Origin of the sequence: Undibacterium sp. 14-3-2 (assembly GCF_016595265.1) — a bacterium.
In the GTDB taxonomy this organism is placed as follows: domain Bacteria; phylum Pseudomonadota; class Gammaproteobacteria; order Burkholderiales; family Burkholderiaceae_D; genus Undibacterium; species Undibacterium aquatile.
This window is the reverse complement of record NZ_JAENGS010000003.1, coordinates 95827-113344: the sequence shown is the minus strand read 5'-3', so window position 1 is coordinate 113344 and position 17518 is coordinate 95827. Positions and strand designations below refer to the sequence as shown.

Here is a 17518-nt window from a genome sequence, read left to right as displayed (position 1 = left end):
GTGTTTTGACCGTATTAACGCGGAACGTTCAGCGTTAATACATCCCGATCAGAATTCTTCCCAATCCTGATTTGACGTTGATGCCGTCGTAATTTGTTTGCGAGGTGCAGGCGCAGCTTTGACCGGACGCACCGCCGCAGTGGCTGGTTTAACAGTGCGTACTGGTGTTTTGGTTGCCGTACTGGCCGTTTGCAACTGACCTGCAATTTTGAACTGCGCCACGACTTGCGTCAGATTATCCGATTGTTCACGCATACTTTCCGCCGCAGCAGCCGCTTCCTCAACCAGCGCAGCATTCTGTTGCGTCATCTCATCCATCTGATTGATCGCCATATTTACTTGCTCAATACCCGCGCTCTGTTCCTGACTGGCCGAACTGATTTCCGACATGATGTCAGCGACACGCTGCACGCTGGTCACGATTTCCTGCATTGTGCTACCGGCGTTATCCACCAGACGACTACCGTGCTCCACTTTACTGACAGAGTCATCAATCAACTGCTTAATCTCTTTCGCTGCCGAAGCACTACGTTGTGCCAGATTACGCACTTCCGATGCAACCACTGCAAAACCACGACCCTGTTCACCCGCACGAGCGGCCTCGACTGCTGCATTCAACGCCAGAATATTCGTCTGAAAGGCAATCCCATCAATCACTGCAATAATATCGACAATCTTATTCGAGCTGGCCTTGATTGAACCCATCGTTTCGACGACCTGATCAACGACCTCTCCGCCTTTAATTGCCACACCCGTTGCCGTCACCACCAACTGATTTGCCTGACGCGCATTGTCCGCATTTTGTTTCACTGTTGAAGTCAGCTCTTCCATCGAAGACGCCGTCTCTTCGAGCGAACTGGCCTGAGATTCTGTTCTGGAGGATAAGTCAGCATTACCGGAAGCGATTTCAGCAGCGGCAACATTAATCGCGTCGGTGCCATTACGCACATCGGCAATCACATGACTGAGACCGCTGCTGACACCGTTAATGGCAGTGATCAAGGTACCGATTTCATCATTACGGTGAACATCAACAACCTCCGTCAAATCGCCCATCGCCATTTTCTGAGCGACATTCGTTGCCTGAATCAAGGGTTCTGTAATCGAACGGGTGAGCAGCCAGCCGGTAACGATAGCCAGAGTGGTGGTGAGAAGAATCAAAACGATGAGTAAAGTGCGGCTGCGTTCGTAATTCGCCTGGATTTCAGCGGCCATTGCGTCGATCTGTGAGCGTTGCAATGCCTGCATTTCTTCTACTTTTTTGATGAAGGTGGCCGACGCAGGTATAAACACTTTTTCCAAAACTTTACTTGCTTCTTCTGCATTGCCTGCTTTTTTCAACGCAACTATTTGATCCCGCGAGGATAAATAGCCAGCGCGCAATTGCTCAACTTCTTTCAGCATTTTTTTCTCTTGCTCGCTTTGGAATTTTTCTGTAATTCCTTTAAGTAGTGCCGACGAATTCTTAGTGGACTCTGCTTGTTCTTCTGCAAAAAAAGTCGCTAAAGAAGGATCGCTACTTTTCGCGATTGCGGTCGCCCGTCGTACTCCTGTGTGGATATTACGGTACCAGTCGCTGATCATACGTTCGGCAGCAAGGGGTTCTTCCAGTAAGGTTTTCGTTGCGGTCGCGACATTGTGCAATTGTGTTAAGCCGACCAACGTAGCGAAAATAGAAAAGACGAGGATAAGGGCGAAGCCTACGCCTAGTCGTTTTCCGACGGAGAGCTGTTTGAGTAGTGAGTTCATATGTATTCCATTTTTCTAATGCAAGAGACGCATTGATTGAGGATTCTTTTATTTGAGTATGATGAAAATCGGATATGAAAAAAAGCAGTGATACGAACACTGCAGCGTCATACGAAATCAAATTATATGGGGGAACTACTTACGTAATTGCACTGATTTTTTGTTTCGGCGCAATTCCAATGTAGATAAAAGAAATTTTGTCTCTATTTGTCCGCATGGTCTTCTCCGGCTTCTTCAATTCAAATCAGTCATAAGATTTATGTGGCCTTGTTTTACAATGAGTTTTTTGAGCACAGATAATTGTTATGGCAAGGCTTCCCCGTTTAGTAATTCCTCAGACTTTGCATCACGTATTACAGCGAAGCCATGAAGGGATACTGTTATTCAGGGATAACGAGGATTACACGACTTTTTTGAGTTGGCTTGCGCAGGCGGCAAAGCAGTTTCAAGTTGCGATCCACGCTTATATATTGATGCCGGATCATTTTCATCTTTTACTGACACCCTCAGATGAACAGGGTTTGAGTAAATTTATGCAATGGGTGGGGCGTTACTACGTACCTTATTTCAACCGGAAATATCAGCGATCCGGGAGTCTGTGGCAGGGACGATATAAAGCGACCGTGTTGGAGGCAGAGCGGCATTTCCTGCAGTGCAGTTTGTATGTGGAGGGCAGCCCCCTGCGTAGTGGATTGGTTACCGATGCGAGTGAGTATCCGTGGTCAAGTTACCAGCATCATATCGGACAGAGGACAGATCCTCTGGTATCAGATCACCCCATATTTTGGGCTTTGGGAAATACACCCTTTCAACGGGAAGCAAATTACAAGGAAATGATGAGCCAATCCTTATCTGTCGCGGATATGGCACAGTTAGACAATGCTGTGCAAAAAGGATGGTTGCTGGGATCCGCATCGTTTCAGAAAGAAATCAGCAAGTTGACTGAGCGGCGCGTCGCTCCGGCGAAGCGTGGACGACCAAGAAAAATGCCAAAGGCCCCGATAGACTGACGTTGTGTGAAGTCGACGCGAATCAAGATAAAAATTTGAATTAAATTACTCTGACCCTATTAAAAAACAGGTTAATTTAATTCTTATTTTATTCATCTCTGACCCTAATTATTTAGATTGAACTTTCTTTTGCGCTGCACTATTCTCATCACCAGACTTTCAATTTTTCCATCTGGAGATCGCTATGCATGCCCAAGGTTTATACGACCCATCCAATGAACATGATGCCTGTGGCGTCGGTTTTATTGCACACATTAAAGGCAAGAAAAATCACGCTATTGTCGAACAGGGTTTGCTGATCCTGAAAAATCTTGACCATCGTGGTGCCGTCGGTGCCGATCCTTTAATGGGCGATGGTGCTGGTATCCTGATTCAGATTCCAGATCAGTATTATCGTGAGGAAATGGCAAAACAGAACATTCAGTTGCCGCCGCCAGGTGAGTATGGCGTTGGTATGATTTTTTTGCCAAAAGAACATGCGTCCCGTCTGGCTTGTGAACAGGAAATCGAGCGGGCAGTCAGGGCAGAAGGTCAGGTAGTATTGGGATGGCGCGATGTTCCGGTTGACCGCGAGATGCCGATGTCGCCAACTGTGCGTGACAAAGAGCCGGTCATCCGCCAGATATTCATCGGACGCGGCGCGGACATCATGGTGACTGACGCACTCGAGCGCAAGCTGTACGTTATCCGCAAATCTGCGGTGCACGCGATTGAAGCGCTGCATTTGCTGCATGGCAAAGAATATTTCGTACCGTCGATGTCGGCACGTACGATTGTATACAAAGGTCTGTTGCTGGCAGATCAGGTTGGCGTTTATTACAAAGATTTGCAAGATGAGCGCTGTGTTTCTGCGCTGGCTTTGGTGCATCAACGGTTTTCTACCAACACTTTCCCGGAATGGCCGCTGGCTCACCCATACCGCATGATTGCGCACAATGGCGAAATCAATACTGTCAAAGGTAACTTCAACTGGATGCGCGCACGCGAAGGGGTGATGAAATCTGCCGTACTGGGCGATGATTTGCAAAAGCTCTACCCGTTGATTTTTGAAGGTCAATCCGATACCGCGAGCTTTGATAATGCGCTTGAATTGCTGGTCATGGCAGGTTATCCGATCGCACAGGCAATGATGATGATGATTCCTGAAGCATGGGAAAATCACACTCTGATGGACGACAATCGCCGCGCATTCTACGAATACCACGCTGCAATGATGGAACCATGGGATGGCCCAGCCGCGATGGCGTTCACCGATGGTCGTCAGATCGGCGGTACGCTCGATCGTAATGGCTTACGTCCTGCCCGTTATATCGTAACCGATGATGATCTCGTAGTGATGGCGTCGGAATCTGGCGTATTGCCTATTCCTGAATCAAAAATTATTCAGAAGTGGCGCTTACAGCCAGGAAAAATGTTCCTGATCGATCTGGAAGCGGGTCGCATCATCGATGACAAAGAAATCAAAGATACCTACGCCAACGCGAAACCCTATAAGCAGTGGATACAATCTGTCCGCATTAAACTCAGCAGCCTGAATGCTGAGCTGGACGTTGCGCCGGAAGCCGCCACTTTGCTGGATCGCCAGCAAGCCTTTGGTTATACGCAAGAAGATATCAAGTTCCTCATGGCACCGATGGCGACCAACGGTGAAGAGGCCATCGGTTCTATGGGGAATGATTCCTCATTGGCCGTGATGTCGAACAAGCTCAAGCCGCTCTATAACTATTTCAAACAGCTGTTTGCTCAGGTAACAAATCCACCTATCGATCCTATCCGCGAAGCGATGGTGATGTCGCTGGTATCGTTTATTGGGCCTAAACCTAACTTACTCGATACGAATAACATCAATCCGCCGATGCGTTTAGAAGTTTCGCAGCCGGTATTGGATTTCGCGGATATCGCCAAATTGCGCAACATCAGCGCAAATACCGGTGGTAAGTTCAAATCGTATGAATTGGATATCTGTTATCCGATCGCCTGGGGCAAAGATGGTATTGAAGCTCGTCTCGCTTCTATCTGCGCAGAAGTGGTCGATGCGGTGAAATCCGGTCATAACATCATGATCATCACCGACCGCAAAATGAATGCTGATTTTGTGGCGATTCCAGCATTGCTGGCAACTTCTACCGTTCATCAGCACTTGGTCAGCAAAGGCTTGCGTACCACAACCGGTCTGGTCGTCGAAACTGGCTCCGCTCGTGAAACTCATCACTTTGCTTTGCTTGCAGGATATGGCGCAGAAGCGGTACATCCGTATCTGGCGATGCAGACGCTGGCCGATATGGCGAAAGATTTGTCCGGCGATTTGTCGGCAGAAAAAGCCATTTACAACTACACCAAAGCGATTGGTAAGGGCTTGATGAAAGTGATGTCCAAAATGGGCATCTCTACCTATATGTCCTACTGCGGTGCGCAGATTTTTGAAGCGATCGGCCTGAATAAATCTCTGGTTGACAAATACTTCAAAGGCACAGCGTCGAATGTCGAAGGTATAGGTGTTTTCGAAGTAGCAGAAGAAGCACTGCGCCTGCATAAACTGGCGTTTGGCAAAGATCCGGTATTAGCCACTGCACTCGATGCCGGTGGTGAATATGCGTACCGTGTCCGTGGTGAAGACCATATGTGGACGCCGGATGCGATTGCAAAACTGCAGCACTCGACCCGCGCGAATAACTACAATTCTTACAAAGAATACGCGCAGATCATCAATGATCAGTCGAAACGCCACATGACTTTACGTGGCCTGTTCGAATTCAAAATAGACCCATCCAAAGCGATTCCTGTAGAGCAGGTCGAGCCAGCAAAAGAAATCGTTAAACGTTTTGCGACTGGAGCGATGTCTCTCGGTTCCATCAGCACCGAGGCGCATGCAACGCTGGCGGTGGCGATGAACCGCATCGGCGGCAAATCAAATACCGGCGAGGGCGGTGAGGATCCTGCGCGTTATCAGCAAGAGCTTAAAGGAATACCTATCAAGCAGGGTGCAACACTCGCTTCGGTGATTGGTAAAGAACAGATAGAAGTGGATATCCCTTTGCAGGATGGCGACTCCCTGCGCTCCCGTATTAAACAGGTCGCATCCGGTCGTTTTGGTGTGACTGCGGAATACCTGACATCGGCTGATCAGATACAGATCAAGATGGCGCAAGGTGCGAAGCCGGGTGAAGGCGGGCAGTTACCTGGTCATAAAGTATCTGAGTACATTGCGAAATTGCGCTTCTCAGTACCAGGCGTAGGCTTGATTTCTCCGCCTCCACACCATGATATTTACTCGATTGAAGATCTGGCGCAGTTGATTCATGACCTGAAAAACGTCAATCCATATGCATCAATTTCCGTCAAGCTGGTATCTGAAGTGGGTGTCGGTACGATTGCCGCTGGTGTGTCGAAAGCCAAGGCAGATCATCTGGTGATCGCGGGTCATGATGGTGGTACCGGCGCTTCACCGTTGTCATCGATCAAACATGCTGGCACACCGTGGGAACTCGGTTTGTCCGAAACCCAGCAAACGCTGGTACTCAATGGCTTGCGTGGACGCGTACGTGTACAGGCAGACGGTCAGATGAAAACTGGGCGTGACGTTGCAATCGCTGCGATGCTGGGTGCGGATGAAATCGGATTCGCAACTGCGCCGTTGGTTGTGGAAGGTTGCATCATGATGCGTAAGTGTCACCTGAATACCTGCCCTGTCGGCGTCGCAACACAAGATCCGGTACTGCGGGCGAAATTCTCAGGTAAGCCCGAATATGTCGTGAACTATTTCTTCTTTGTTGCTGAAGAATTACGTCAGATCATGGCGCAACTGGGTGTGCGTACTTACGATGAGCTGATCGGGCGGGTTGACCTGTTGGATAAATCCAAAGCCGTATCGCACTGGAAAGCCAAAGGTCTGGATTTCAGCCGTATCTTCCATCAGCCTGAACTGGCAGATGGTGCAGCAATTCGCCATGTTGATGTGCAGGATCATGGCCTCGAAAAAGCGCTTGATAACAAACTGATTGCGCAGGCAAAACATGCGCTGGAAACTGGTGAGAAAGTTTCTTTCATTTCTCCGGTGAAGAATCTGAATCGTACTGTCGGTGCGATGCTGTCCGGTGAAGTGGCGAAGAAATATGGTCATACTGGCTTGCCAGACGACACTATCCATATTCAGTTGCAAGGAACGGCAGGACAATCTGCCGGAGCATTCCTCGCGCATGGTGTGACGCTCGATCTGGTCGGTGAAGGCAATGACTATGTCGGTAAAGGTTTATCTGGTGGTCGCATCATCATTCGTCCGAATACCGAGTTCCGTGGCTGGGCGGTCGATAACATTATTTGCGGCAATACCGTGTTGTACGGTGCAATCTCCGGTGAGGCGTTTATTAATGGCGTCGCTGGTGAACGTTTCGCTGTACGTAATTCAGGCGCGGTTACTGTGGTGGAAGGAACTGGCGATCATGGTTGCGAATACATGACTGGCGGTACGGTTGTCGTGTTGGGCAACACTGGACGTAACTTTGCTGCAGGTATGTCTGGTGGTATTGCGTATGTCTATGACCCGGAAGGAACGTTTGAAAGTAAATGCAATATGTCTATGGTGACCCTGGAACCTGTGCTGGCAGGCGATATTCAGGCGACTTCAATCGATAAATCGATCTGGCACAGTATGTTGCGTGGCGGTGAAGGTGATACAGATGAGGCGATTTTGCGTCAGCTGATTGAGCGTCATTTCAAACACACTGGTAGTACCCGTGCCCGTAACTTGTTGGATAACTGGGCAAGCAGCCGCGCTAAGTTCGTCAAAGTATTCCCGACGGAGTACAAGCGCGCGCTGGCTGAGATGTACGCAGCCAGAAACGCTGCCAATGAAAAAGACAAAGTCGTCGCGTAGTTGAGATGAGGTACCCCTTGCCGGGGTGCCTGCTCTTGTGTGATTCACGATAGATAGGGCAACAGCCCGTAACGATATTGAGGTTAAAAAATGGGTAAAGTCACCGGCTTCATGGAATATCAGCGCTTGCAGGAAGCAAGCGAAGCACCACAATCACGTAAAAAACACTACAAAGAGTTTTTAGTCCATCTGGGCGATGCCCAGGCAAAGACGCAAGCGGCCCGCTGCATGGATTGCGGCATTCCGTTTTGTAATAACGGTTGCCCTGTGAATAACATCATCCCTGACTGGAATGATCTGGTGTATCACGGAAATTATCAGCAAGCTCTGGAAGTCCTGCATTCAACCAATAATTTCCCGGAATTTACCGGACGCATCTGCCCGGCACCTTGCGAATCCGCGTGTACTTTGGGTATCAATAATGATGCCGTTGGAATTAAATCGATTGAGCATTTCATCATTGATAAAGGCTGGGAAAATAACTGGGTAGTACCGCAGATTTCCAGTGTTAAAACTGGTAAGAAAATTGCGGTTGTCGGCTCTGGTCCTGCCGGGTTGGCGGCCGCACAACAACTCGCACGTGTCGGGCACGATGTCACCGTGTTTGAAAAAAATGACCGTGTTGGTGGCTTATTGCGCTACGGTATTCCTGACTTCAAAATGGAAAAATCCCATATTGATCGCCGTGTCGAGCAAATGAAAGCGGAAGGTGTTACTTTCCGTACCGGCGTCTTCGTCGGTAAAGATTTTCCTGCCACAGTGACCAACTGGTCGAAAGAAACGATGTCACCGGAACAGCTGCAAAAAGATTTCGATGCAGTGATTATCGCCGGTGGTGCAGAAACTCCGCGTGATCTGCCGGTACCAGGGCGTGAACTCAAAGGTGTGCATTTTGCAATGGACTTTTTGCCAGTGCAAAATAAGGTTAATGCTGGTGACAAAGTGAAAGATCAGATTCTGGCGACCGGTAAGCATGTGGTTGTCATCGGTGGTGGTGACACTGGTTCAGATTGCGTCGGCACCTCGAATCGTCATGGCGCTAAATCTGTGACGCAATTTGAATTAATGCCACAACCGCCGGAGCAAGAAAATAAACCTCTGGTGTGGCCATACTGGCCAACGAAGTTGCGTACATCATCTTCTCACGAAGAGGGTTGCGAGCGTGACTGGGCGGTTGCGACCAAGCGTCTTGAAGGCAAAGGTGGCAAAGTTGAAAAACTGATCGCCTGTCGCGTTGAATGGAAAGACGGCAAAATGCAGGAAGTTGCCGATTCCGAGTTTGAAATGAAAGCCGATCTGGTGTTGCTGGCAATGGGCTTTGTCTCACCAGTGCAGCAGGTGCTGGATGCGTTTGGTGTTGATAAAGACGCACGCGGTAATGCTAAAGCGACCACCGAGGGCGATGCCTGCTACAAAACCAATGTACCGAAAGTGTATGCTGCAGGCGATATGCGTCGCGGGCAGTCATTAGTGGTCTGGGCTATCCGCGAAGGGCGTCAATGTGCGCGCGAAGTCGATGCGTTTCTGATGGGCGAGTCCGTCCTTCCACGCTGATAAAAACGACTGATTTCTCTTGAAAAAGGAGAAATCAGTCAGTTTTTTTGATGAATCCAGTCAAATTTTTAAAATTAATGACTTCAAATTCATTAATTTTTATCTTAATTTATTCTCGATTTTGAATTAAATATTGATTTAAATGCTATTTCGGAATTTAATTCAAAAAATGATTGCCATTTCAAATAATAATTAATTTGTTATTTTTTTGCTTATACTTGCCGATACAACTTCATTTCCAGTTCTGCATTACAATCTAGCCTTTGCAAAACTTAATCCCTCGTTGTGTCAAATCTCGTTGAAATTCGCGATGTTCATTTCGGATATGGAGAACGGACAATTTTATCCGGACTTCATATGGACTTCCCGCGCGGTAAAGTGATTGCCGTCATGGGGGGCTCCGGCTCCGGTAAAACCACTATCCTGCGTTTGATAGGCGGACAAATTCGTCCGCAGCGTGGCAGTGTCAGCGTCAATGGTCAGCACGTGCAGGATCTTGCCAGTGATGATCTCTATGCGATGCGGCGTAAAATGGGTATGTTGTTTCAGCACGGCGCATTATTCACCGATCTGAGCGTCTTTGATAATGTCGCTTTCCCGATGCGCGAGCATACGGATTTGAGCGAAGCGATGATACGCGACCTGGTGATGCTCAAACTCGAAGCAGTCGGATTGAGAAATGCTGCATATCTGATGCCGGCAGAAATTTCCGGCGGTATGGCGCGCCGGGTTGCGCTTGCGCGGGCGGTTGCTCTGGATCCGCAGCTAATGATGTACGACGAGCCGTTTGCTGGGCTTGATCCGATTTCTATGGGCGTGGCCGCAAATCTGATCCGGAACTTGAATGATGCCTTGGGGTCTACATCAATACTGGTCTCACACGATGTTCATGAATCGTTTGCGATTGCAGACTACATTTACTTCCTGTCACAGGGAAAAATCGTGGCTGATGGCACGCCTGAGCAGATGATGGCATCGGAAGATCCGTATGTCAGACAGTTCGTACATGCCCAGGCGGATGGTCCCGTACCTTTCCATTATCCCGGCAAAACTTTGCTGGATGATCTGGGTCTGAAAGGAGCATTATGATCATTGAATCTGTCGGTAAGTGGACGCGCGGAATGTCCAGTGATCTGGGGTATGCCACGCGCAGCTTTTTCTCAATTTTGTTCAGCGGCTTTGGTTTGTGGCGGCGGCCGCGCCTGATTACCGATCAGATTCATTTCATTGGTAATTATTCGTTGGTCATTATTGCAGTATCCGGTTTGTTTGTCGGATTTGTGCTTGGTTATCAGGGCTATTACACCTTAAACCGCTTCGGCTCAGGTGAATCACTTGGTTTGCTGGTGACAATTTCTCTGGTGCGTGAACTTGGTCCGGTTGTCGCTGCCTTGTTATTTGCTGGTCGGGCCGGTACTTCTCTGACAGCAGAAATTGGATTGATGAAGGCGGGTGAGCAACTGGCTGCGATGGAAATGATGGCAGTTAATCCGATACAAAGGGTATTAGCGCCGCGTTTTATTGCTGGTTTGATTTCCTTGCCGATTCTGACTGCCATTTTCAATGCCATGGGTGTGATTGGCGGATATATCGTTGGCGTCCAGTTGATCGGCGTGGATAACGGCGCGTTCTGGTCGCAGATGCAGGCCGGTGTGGAAATCGGTCAGGATATCGGTAACGGTGTATTGAAAAGCATCGTCTTTGGTTTTGCTGTGACGTTTGTGGCTTTATTTCAGGGCTATGAAGCGCAGCCAACACCGGAAGGGGTGGCCAGAGCAACAACGCGTACCGTTGTGATTTCCTCTTTGCTGGTGTTGTGGCTGGATTTCCTGATGACAGCCTGGATGTTCCAATAAACGTGGCCTTGCACATACTCCGGGGGAGTATGTGCATCTGTGCGGCGGAAGTCTTTTTAAATAAACGGCAAATTAAGAATAAATGCAGATACTCCCTGATATACGGGAGTTTGAAATAGGTAAGGATTGATGATGCAAAAAAAATCTCTGGACTTCTGGGTTGGACTTTTTGTTTTACTAGGTGCCGCCGCTTTACTATTTCTGGCATTGAAAGCTGGCAATATGAGTTCGCTTTCACTAGAGAAAACGTATGAAGTGGTAACGCGTTTTGACAATATCGGCGGATTAAAACCACGCGCTGCAGTAAAAAGTGCCGGTGTCGTCGTCGGACGGGTTTCGGAAGTCAGATTTGACGATAAAACCTTTCAGGCAACGGTGATACTGCAATTAGAAACACGCTATAAGTTTCCGAAAGATACATCTGCCAAGATTCTGACGGCAGGATTATTGGGTGAGCAATATATTGGCCTGGAAGCCGGTGGTGACACCGCGAATCTGGTTGCCGGTGACAGGATAAAAATGACGCAGTCAGCGGTCGTTCTGGAAAATCTGATCAGTCAGTTTCTTTTCAGTAAAGCCGCAGACAGCAATGCGGAAGAGAAAAAATGAAAAATACATTCAAGCAGTTAAACGCGCGCTTTTGCGCCTTACTGGTACTGAGCATGACTGTGTTGCTGACAGGTTGCAGCACCGTCTCAGTCGATAAAATCAAAGACAAAGCTGACCGTACGCTGGACGTGATCAGTACCAAAACCAATATCGGTAAAAATCCACGCGATCCTCTCGAGGGGTTTAATCGCGCAATGTTCAATTTCAATGATTCGCTGGATCAGGCGGTATTGAAACCGGTCGCGCAAACGTATCGCGATGTGACGCCATCGTTTGTTCAGACCGGTGTCGGTAACTTTTTCAGCAATATCGGCGATGTCTGGAATGCGGTCAACAATCTGTTGCAAGGCAAAGTTGCTGAAGGTAGCTCCGACGTAATGCGTTTTGCGTTTAACTCAACATTTGGTCTGGCTGGTTTACTTGATATCGCTTCGCCGGCAGGTCTGCCTAAACACCGCGAAGATTTCGGTCAGACGCTAGGTCGCTGGGGTGTCCGTTCGGGGCCTTATCTGGTCTTACCACTATTGGGTTCGTCTACCGTGCGTGATGCGTTGGCAACGCCGGTCGACATGAAAGGTAACCTGTGGTCGTATAAAGAGCCTGTTTATGTTCGCAATATCGGTACTGGAGTGCGTCTGGTTGATGCCCGCGCATCCGTGCTGGACGCCGGTTCGCTGATAGAGGAAGCTGCTCTGGATAAATATGTGTTTATCCGTGATGCATATTTGCAGCGTCGCGCCAGTCAGATCGCTCCGGAAGAGGATTAATTCCCGTAGGGATTTGTAAAACAATATAACAACAGTCAACCCATCAACGCCCCGATGAGTTAACTGGCGACACAGACGTCGCAATCAGATGGATATGAAGGATAAAGAAATGAAAACAATCATGACCCGATTTTTATTAACGATGTTTGCCACTCTGGCATTTGCCAACAGCGGTTTTGCCGCCGCTGCTGCTCAGGAAGCACCTGATCAGTTGGTCAAACGCATCAGTCTTGAAATTATTGATCTGGCGAAAGCGGACAAAGAAATTCAGGCCGGCAATCAAAAGCGTGTTTATGACCTGGTCGACAGCAAAATTTTGCCTTACATCGATTTTCAGCGCATGACTTCGCTGGCGGCAGGTAAAAGCTGGAGAGAGGCGACACCGGAACAGCAGAAGCAACTGATTAACGAATTCCGTACTTTGTTGGTATTTACTTACTCTGGCGCTATCGCTCAGATTAAAGACCAACGCGTTGAATTCAAGCCGCTTCGTGCTGCACCGGAAGATACGGAAGTAGAAGTCCGTTCGCAGATTATTCAAACCCGTGGCGAGCCTATCCAGTTAAATTATCGTCTTGAAAAATTGCCAGCAGGCTGGAAAATCTATGACATCAACGTACTGGGTGCATGGTTGGTAGAAACATATAAAGGCAGTTTTTCTGCTGAAATCAGCAAGTCTGGCATTGATGGTCTGATCAAAACTTTGACTGAAAAAAATAAAAAACTCGCATCTGCACCAATCAAAGCGGCATCCAAATAAGTCTGACGAAGGATTTATTGTGTACAAACTAGCAGGCGAACTTTCTCAGAAAAATGCCCGTACCGCGCTGGCAGAAGGGAATGTTGCCATATCGCAGGGACAGTCCGACTTCGACTTGTCTGGCCTGGAGCGGATAGATTCTGCTGCCGTTGCCGTTATGATTGAATGGCAGCGACAGGCTCTGGCAAAAAAGCAAACTCTGCAATTTCATGCGTTGCCAGCAAGCCTGATCAGTTTGATCAGGCTTTACGGTCTGAGTGAGCAGTTTATTACCCCATCCTCCGAGCGACATTGACGCTCACCCTGGGAATGCGTCGGTTTCCTGCACGCAGTTTCAGCCTCCATGCTGAAAATCCCCTATAATCAAGGGTTCGCCCAGCGGGTGAACTCTTGAATTTTCTCCGTATCCGATTTCTCTTACGCACGTAAGTGCAAGCATGCCAGATGGCCGCCATACAAATTAGTAATATTCAAAAACGCTACCAGTCTTTGCAAGCTCTGGGCGGCGTGTCGCTTTCTATCGAAGAAGGCGAATTTTTCGGCCTGCTCGGGCCAAATGGTGCGGGTAAAACGACATTGATTTCTATCATCGCTGGCCTGAATCGCGCCGATGCCGGTAATGTCACGGTGCAAGGACATGACGTTGTCAGCGACTACAGGAATGCGCGCAGGAATCTGGGCGTCGTACCGCAAGAATTAGTTTTTGATCCATTTTTTACTGTACGCGAAACCTTGCGTATGCAGTCCGGTTATTTCGGCCTCAGAAACAACGATAAATGGATAGATGAGGTTATGGAAAACCTTGATCTGACCAACAAGGCCGATACCAATATGCGCGCTTTGTCGGGTGGCATGAAGCGCCGCGTGCTGGTTGCGCAGGCGCTTGTGCACAAGCCGCCCGTAATCGTGCTTGATGAGCCAACGGCAGGCGTTGACGTTGAATTGCGTCAGACTTTGTGGCAATTCATTGCGCGTCTGAACCGCGAAGGTCACACCATCGTGCTGACCACACATTATCTCGAAGAAGCGCAGGCCTTATGCAATCGTATCGCGATGCTGAAATTGGGTAAGGTTGTCGCCCTCGACAGCACCGCTGCGCTGATTAAGCGCATCTCAGGATCGCAACTGCGGGTAACACTGGCAGCATCCGGTAATACGGCTTTACCTGTAACGTTACGCGACAAGATTATCAGCCATGAAACCCTGGCCGACCCACGTCAGTTTGCTTTACGTGTCACCGACTATGGTCAGGTTGAAGGAATCTTAGGTGAGCTGCGCATGGGTGGATGTGTGATTGAGGATATGCAATTGTTGCAAGCCGATCTGGAAGATGTCTTCCTGCAAATTATGGAGGGCAAGCAATGAGTAATATGACCGGTTTTAACACCCTGTTTTACAAAGAAGTACTGCGTTTCTGGAAAGTCGCAACGCAAACGATCACAGCGCCTATCATGACCGCGTTGTTGTATTTGCTGATTTTCGGCCATGTGCTGGATGCGCATGTGCAGGTGTATCCGGGTGTGCGTTACACCGCATTTCTGGTGCCAGGATTGGTGATGATGAGTGTGTTGCAAAATGCTTTTGCGAATTCATCGTCGTCACTGATACAGTCGAAAATCACCGGCAATCTGGTGTTTGTATTGTTGCCGCCTTTATCGCACTGGGAGCTTTTTGGTGGTTATGTACTGGCGGCGATATTACGTGGTGTCGCAGTCGGTGCGGGTGTGTTTATTGTGACGGTGTGGTTCACTGACCTGCATTTTGAAGCGCCAGGGTGGATTGCTCTGTTTGCGTTGCTGGGCGCGGCGATGCTGGGAACGATGGGGCTGATCGCCGGCATCTGGGCAGAAAAATTCGATCAGCTTGCTGCATTCCAGAATTTTTTAATCATGCCGGCGACGTTTTTATCCGGCGTGTTTTATTCGATACATTCCTTGCCGCCGTTCTGGCAAACCGTATCGCACTTTAATCCATTCTTTTACATGATCGATGGGTTCCGGTTTGGTTTCTTCGGTAAATCAGACGTGGCACCGTTGTATAGTTTAGCGATTGTTTCTGTTTTCTTTGTTTTACTGTCAGCGATTGCGGTGCAGATGCTGAAGCGTGGTTATAAGTTGCGTGATTGATTGATGCCAGGTATCAGTCCTTCAGCGTGTTACTAATTGAGTTTGAAAGAGATATACGCCGTGTTTCCTACCCCTGAACAAATTAAAAACTACATTGCTGCTGGTCTTGAATGCAGCCATCTGGAAGTTGAAGGTGATGGTCAGCACTTTAATGCCGTCATCGTTTCCACCGCATTCGCTGGCAAACGTCCGATACAACGTCACCAGATCGTCTACGCGGTTCTGGGTGATCGTATGCGTGAAGAAATTCATGCTTTGTCGATGAAAACACTGACACCTGAAGAGTACCAGGCATAATGGATAAATTACTGATTACCGGCGGACACCGCCTGAACGGAGACATCGTTATCTCCGGAGCAAAAAATGCCGCGTTACCGATTCTGTGCGCAGGTTTGCTGAGTGCCGATGATGTCGTACTGAGCAATGTTCCATCGCTGCAGGATGTCAACACCATGCTGAAATTGCTGCGTCAGATGGGTTTGCGCGTCACGCAGGAAAATGGCGTCACCACAATGAATGGGCAGGGTATTGATAAACTCGAAGCACCTTACGACATGGTGAAAACCATGCGTGCCTCGATACTGGTACTCGGCCCTTTACTGGCGCGTTTCGGTGAAGCGAAAGTCTCATTGCCGGGCGGTTGTGCGATTGGTTCGCGCCCGGTGGATCAGCATATCAAAGGCTTGCGTGCGATGGGTGCCGAGATCACGATTGAAGCTGGTTATATCCATGCCAAAGCCAAGCGCCTCAAAGGTGCGCGTATCGTGACCGATATGATTACCGTGACTGGTACCGAAAATCTGCTGATGGCAGCGACGCTGGCGGAAGGCGAGACTGTGCTGGAAAACGCCGCGCGTGAACCGGAAGTGACCGATCTGGCGAATCTTCTGGTGGCAATGGGAGCGAAGATCGAAGGCATAGGCACTGATAGACTGGTGATACAGGGTTGCGATAGTTTGCATGGCGCTGCCCATACCGTGATCGCGGATCGCATTGAGACCGCGACTTTCCTGTGTGCAGTGGCGGCAACGGGTGGCGATATCACCTTGAAAAATACCCGTAGCGATATTCTTGATGTGGCACTCGATAAGTTGCGTGAAGCTGGCGTCGTTCTGACGACCGGCCCGGACTGGATACGTGCGCAAATGAGCAGCCGTCCTAAAGCTGTCAGCTTCCGTACCACCGAATATCCGGGTTTCCCTACCGATATGCAGGCGCAATTCATGGCGCTCGATTGTGTTGCGTCCGGCAGTAGCCGCGTCACAGAAACAATTTTTGAAAATCGTTTCATGCATGTGCAGGAGATGAATCGTCTTGGCGCAAAAATTGAAATCGATGGACATACCGCGCTCATCAATGGCGTCGATAAACTTGTCGGCGCGCCGGTCATGGCAACCGATTTACGCGCTTCAGCATCGCTGGTGATTGCCGGCATGGCAGCGGAAGGCGAAACACTGATAGACCGGATTTATCACCTCGACCGTGGTTACGACCGCATGGAAGTGAAATTGTCGGCGGTTGGCGCACAAATACAAAGGCTTAAGTAATGACTGCACAACTCACTCTGGCTTTATCCAAAGGGCGGATTTTTGAAGAAACCCTGCCTCTGCTGGAAGCTGCCGGCATTCGCGTGACCGAAGATCCGGAGAAATCCCGTAAGCTGATTCTGGCAACGAATGATCCGGGTGTGCGCGTGATCATTGTCCGCGCTTCCGATGTGCCGACGTATGTGCAGTATGGCGCTGCTGATTTCGGCGTTGCCGGTAAAGACGTGTTGCACGAACATGGCGGCGAAGGTTTGTATCAGCCGATTGATCTGAACATTGCAAAATGCCGCATGTCGGTGGCTGTCTCGGCCGGATTTGATTATCAGAGCGCTGTACATCAGGGCGCTCGTCTGCGCGTGGCAACCAAGTACACCGAAACTGCACGCGAGCATTTTGCCAGCAAAGGTGTGCACGTCGATCTGATCAAGCTGTATGGTTCTATGGAGCTCGCGCCGCTGGTTGGTCTGTCGGATGCGATTGTCGATCTGGTCAGCACCGGCAGCACTCTGCGCGCGAATAATCTGGTTGAAGTCGAACACATCATGGATATTTCCTCGCGTCTGGTAGTCAATCAGGCAGCATTGAAATTGAAGCGTGAACGTTTGCAACCGATACTTGAAGCTTTCGAGCGCGCCACCAGTTTAAAAGCATAATTAAAGAGAATGAG

The 17518-nt window shown here is 49.1% G+C and carries 15 protein-coding genes; 14 read left to right on the top strand and 1 reads right to left on the bottom strand.

The genetic code is table 11. The features are described from left to right. Nucleotides 1-48 precede the first annotated feature (48 nt). Entirely contained in the window at nt 49-1749 is a 1701-nt protein-coding gene (locus tag Undi14_RS08420; protein WP_200179428.1) for a methyl-accepting chemotaxis protein, read from the bottom strand. Nucleotides 1750-2054: 305 nt separating this feature from the next. Between Undi14_RS08420 and Undi14_RS08415 the strand changes: the two genes are divergently transcribed. The 14 genes from Undi14_RS08415 (at nt 2055) to hisG (ending at nt 17504) form a co-directional block, all read left to right on the top strand. Continuing rightward, nucleotides 2055-2759: a transposase gene (locus tag Undi14_RS08415; protein ID WP_186884496.1), complete on the top strand. Its 705-nt coding sequence runs from the start codon at nt 2055-2057 to the stop codon at nt 2757-2759. Between the two features lie 184 nt (nt 2760-2943). Next, nucleotides 2944-7632, top strand: coding sequence for a glutamate synthase-related protein (locus Undi14_RS08410; protein ID WP_200179427.1), 4689 nt, complete (start codon nt 2944-2946; stop codon nt 7630-7632). 90 nt (nt 7633-7722) lie between these two features. After that, nucleotides 7723-9186, top strand: a complete 1464-nt coding sequence (locus tag Undi14_RS08405) for a glutamate synthase subunit beta (protein ID WP_186897749.1) — start codon at nt 7723-7725, stop codon at nt 9184-9186. 285 nt (nt 9187-9471) lie between these two features. Further along, nucleotides 9472-10275, top strand: a complete 804-nt coding sequence (locus tag Undi14_RS08400; RefSeq protein ID WP_186884499.1) for an ABC transporter ATP-binding protein — start codon at nt 9472-9474, stop codon at nt 10273-10275. Then, nucleotides 10272-11042: a lipid asymmetry maintenance ABC transporter permease subunit MlaE gene (mlaE, locus tag Undi14_RS08395; protein WP_222610808.1), complete on the top strand. Its 771-nt coding sequence runs from the start codon at nt 10272-10274 to the stop codon at nt 11040-11042. Before Undi14_RS08400 ends, mlaE begins: the two co-directional genes overlap by 4 nt. A 132-nt stretch (nt 11043-11174) precedes the next feature. Continuing rightward, nucleotides 11175-11651, top strand: a complete 477-nt coding sequence (mlaD, locus tag Undi14_RS08390) for an outer membrane lipid asymmetry maintenance protein MlaD (protein WP_186884500.1) — start codon at nt 11175-11177, stop codon at nt 11649-11651. Then, nucleotides 11648-12418 (top strand): VacJ family lipoprotein, encoded by a 771-nt coding sequence (locus tag Undi14_RS08385; protein ID WP_370589920.1) that lies wholly within the window; start codon nt 11648-11650, stop codon nt 12416-12418. Before mlaD ends, Undi14_RS08385 begins: the two co-directional genes overlap by 4 nt. Before the next feature lie 109 nt (nt 12419-12527). Then, the gene (locus Undi14_RS08380) at nt 12528-13178 is read left to right on the top strand and encodes a phospholipid-binding protein MlaC (RefSeq protein WP_200179426.1); all 651 of its coding nucleotides are present in this window, start codon (nt 12528-12530) and stop codon (nt 13176-13178) included. Continuing rightward, entirely contained in the window at nt 13126-13473 is a 348-nt protein-coding gene (locus tag Undi14_RS08375) for a lipid asymmetry maintenance protein MlaB (protein WP_370589931.1), read from the top strand. Before Undi14_RS08380 ends, Undi14_RS08375 begins: the two co-directional genes overlap by 53 nt. A 149-nt stretch (nt 13474-13622) precedes the next feature. After that, nucleotides 13623-14543, top strand: a complete 921-nt coding sequence (locus Undi14_RS08370) for an ABC transporter ATP-binding protein (RefSeq protein ID WP_200179423.1) — start codon at nt 13623-13625, stop codon at nt 14541-14543. A gap of 5 nt (nt 14544-14548) precedes the next feature. Continuing rightward, nucleotides 14549-15304: an ABC transporter permease gene (locus tag Undi14_RS08365; RefSeq protein WP_200179918.1), complete on the top strand. Its 756-nt coding sequence runs from the start codon at nt 14549-14551 to the stop codon at nt 15302-15304. 60 nt (nt 15305-15364) lie between these two features. Next, complete coding sequence (locus Undi14_RS08360; RefSeq protein WP_186884504.1) at nt 15365-15601, top strand: BolA family protein; 237 nt, start codon at nt 15365-15367, stop codon at nt 15599-15601. Next, nucleotides 15601-16851 (top strand): UDP-N-acetylglucosamine 1-carboxyvinyltransferase, encoded by a 1251-nt coding sequence (murA, locus tag Undi14_RS08355; RefSeq protein ID WP_200179421.1) that lies wholly within the window; start codon nt 15601-15603, stop codon nt 16849-16851. Before Undi14_RS08360 ends, murA begins: the two co-directional genes overlap by 1 nt. Continuing rightward, nucleotides 16851-17504, top strand: a complete 654-nt coding sequence (gene hisG, locus Undi14_RS08350) for an ATP phosphoribosyltransferase (protein WP_186884506.1) — start codon at nt 16851-16853, stop codon at nt 17502-17504. The genes murA and hisG overlap by 1 nt, the downstream gene beginning before the upstream one ends. The last annotated feature ends 14 nt before the right edge of the window (nt 17505-17518 follow it).

What these genes read in the sequence shown, in the direction of transcription:
- hisG (WP_186884506.1), top strand. Translation starts at nt 16,851, where the DNA reads ATGACTGCACAACTCACTCTGGCTTTATCCAAAGGGCGGATTTTTGAA.
- Undi14_RS08410 (WP_200179427.1), top strand. Translation starts at nt 2,944, where the DNA reads ATGCATGCCCAAGGTTTATACGACCCATCCAATGAACATGATGCCTGT.
- Undi14_RS08385 (WP_370589920.1), top strand. Translation starts at nt 11,648, where the DNA reads ATGAAAAATACATTCAAGCAGTTAAACGCGCGCTTTTGCGCCTTACTG.
- mlaD (WP_186884500.1), top strand. Translation starts at nt 11,175, where the DNA reads ATGCAAAAAAAATCTCTGGACTTCTGGGTTGGACTTTTTGTTTTACTA.
- Undi14_RS08405 (WP_186897749.1), top strand. Translation starts at nt 7,723, where the DNA reads ATGGGTAAAGTCACCGGCTTCATGGAATATCAGCGCTTGCAGGAAGCA.
- Undi14_RS08380 (WP_200179426.1), top strand. Translation starts at nt 12,528, where the DNA reads ATGAAAACAATCATGACCCGATTTTTATTAACGATGTTTGCCACTCTG.
- Undi14_RS08420 (WP_200179428.1), bottom strand. Translation starts at nt 1,749, where the DNA reads ATGAACTCACTACTCAAACAGCTCTCCGTCGGAAAACGACTAGGCGTA.
- mlaE (WP_222610808.1), top strand. Translation starts at nt 10,272, where the DNA reads ATGATCATTGAATCTGTCGGTAAGTGGACGCGCGGAATGTCCAGTGAT.
- Undi14_RS08365 (WP_200179918.1), top strand. Translation starts at nt 14,549, where the DNA reads ATGACCGGTTTTAACACCCTGTTTTACAAAGAAGTACTGCGTTTCTGG.
- murA (WP_200179421.1), top strand. Translation starts at nt 15,601, where the DNA reads ATGGATAAATTACTGATTACCGGCGGACACCGCCTGAACGGAGACATC.
- Undi14_RS08370 (WP_200179423.1), top strand. Translation starts at nt 13,623, where the DNA reads ATGGCCGCCATACAAATTAGTAATATTCAAAAACGCTACCAGTCTTTG.
- Undi14_RS08415 (WP_186884496.1), top strand. Translation starts at nt 2,055, where the DNA reads ATGGCAAGGCTTCCCCGTTTAGTAATTCCTCAGACTTTGCATCACGTA.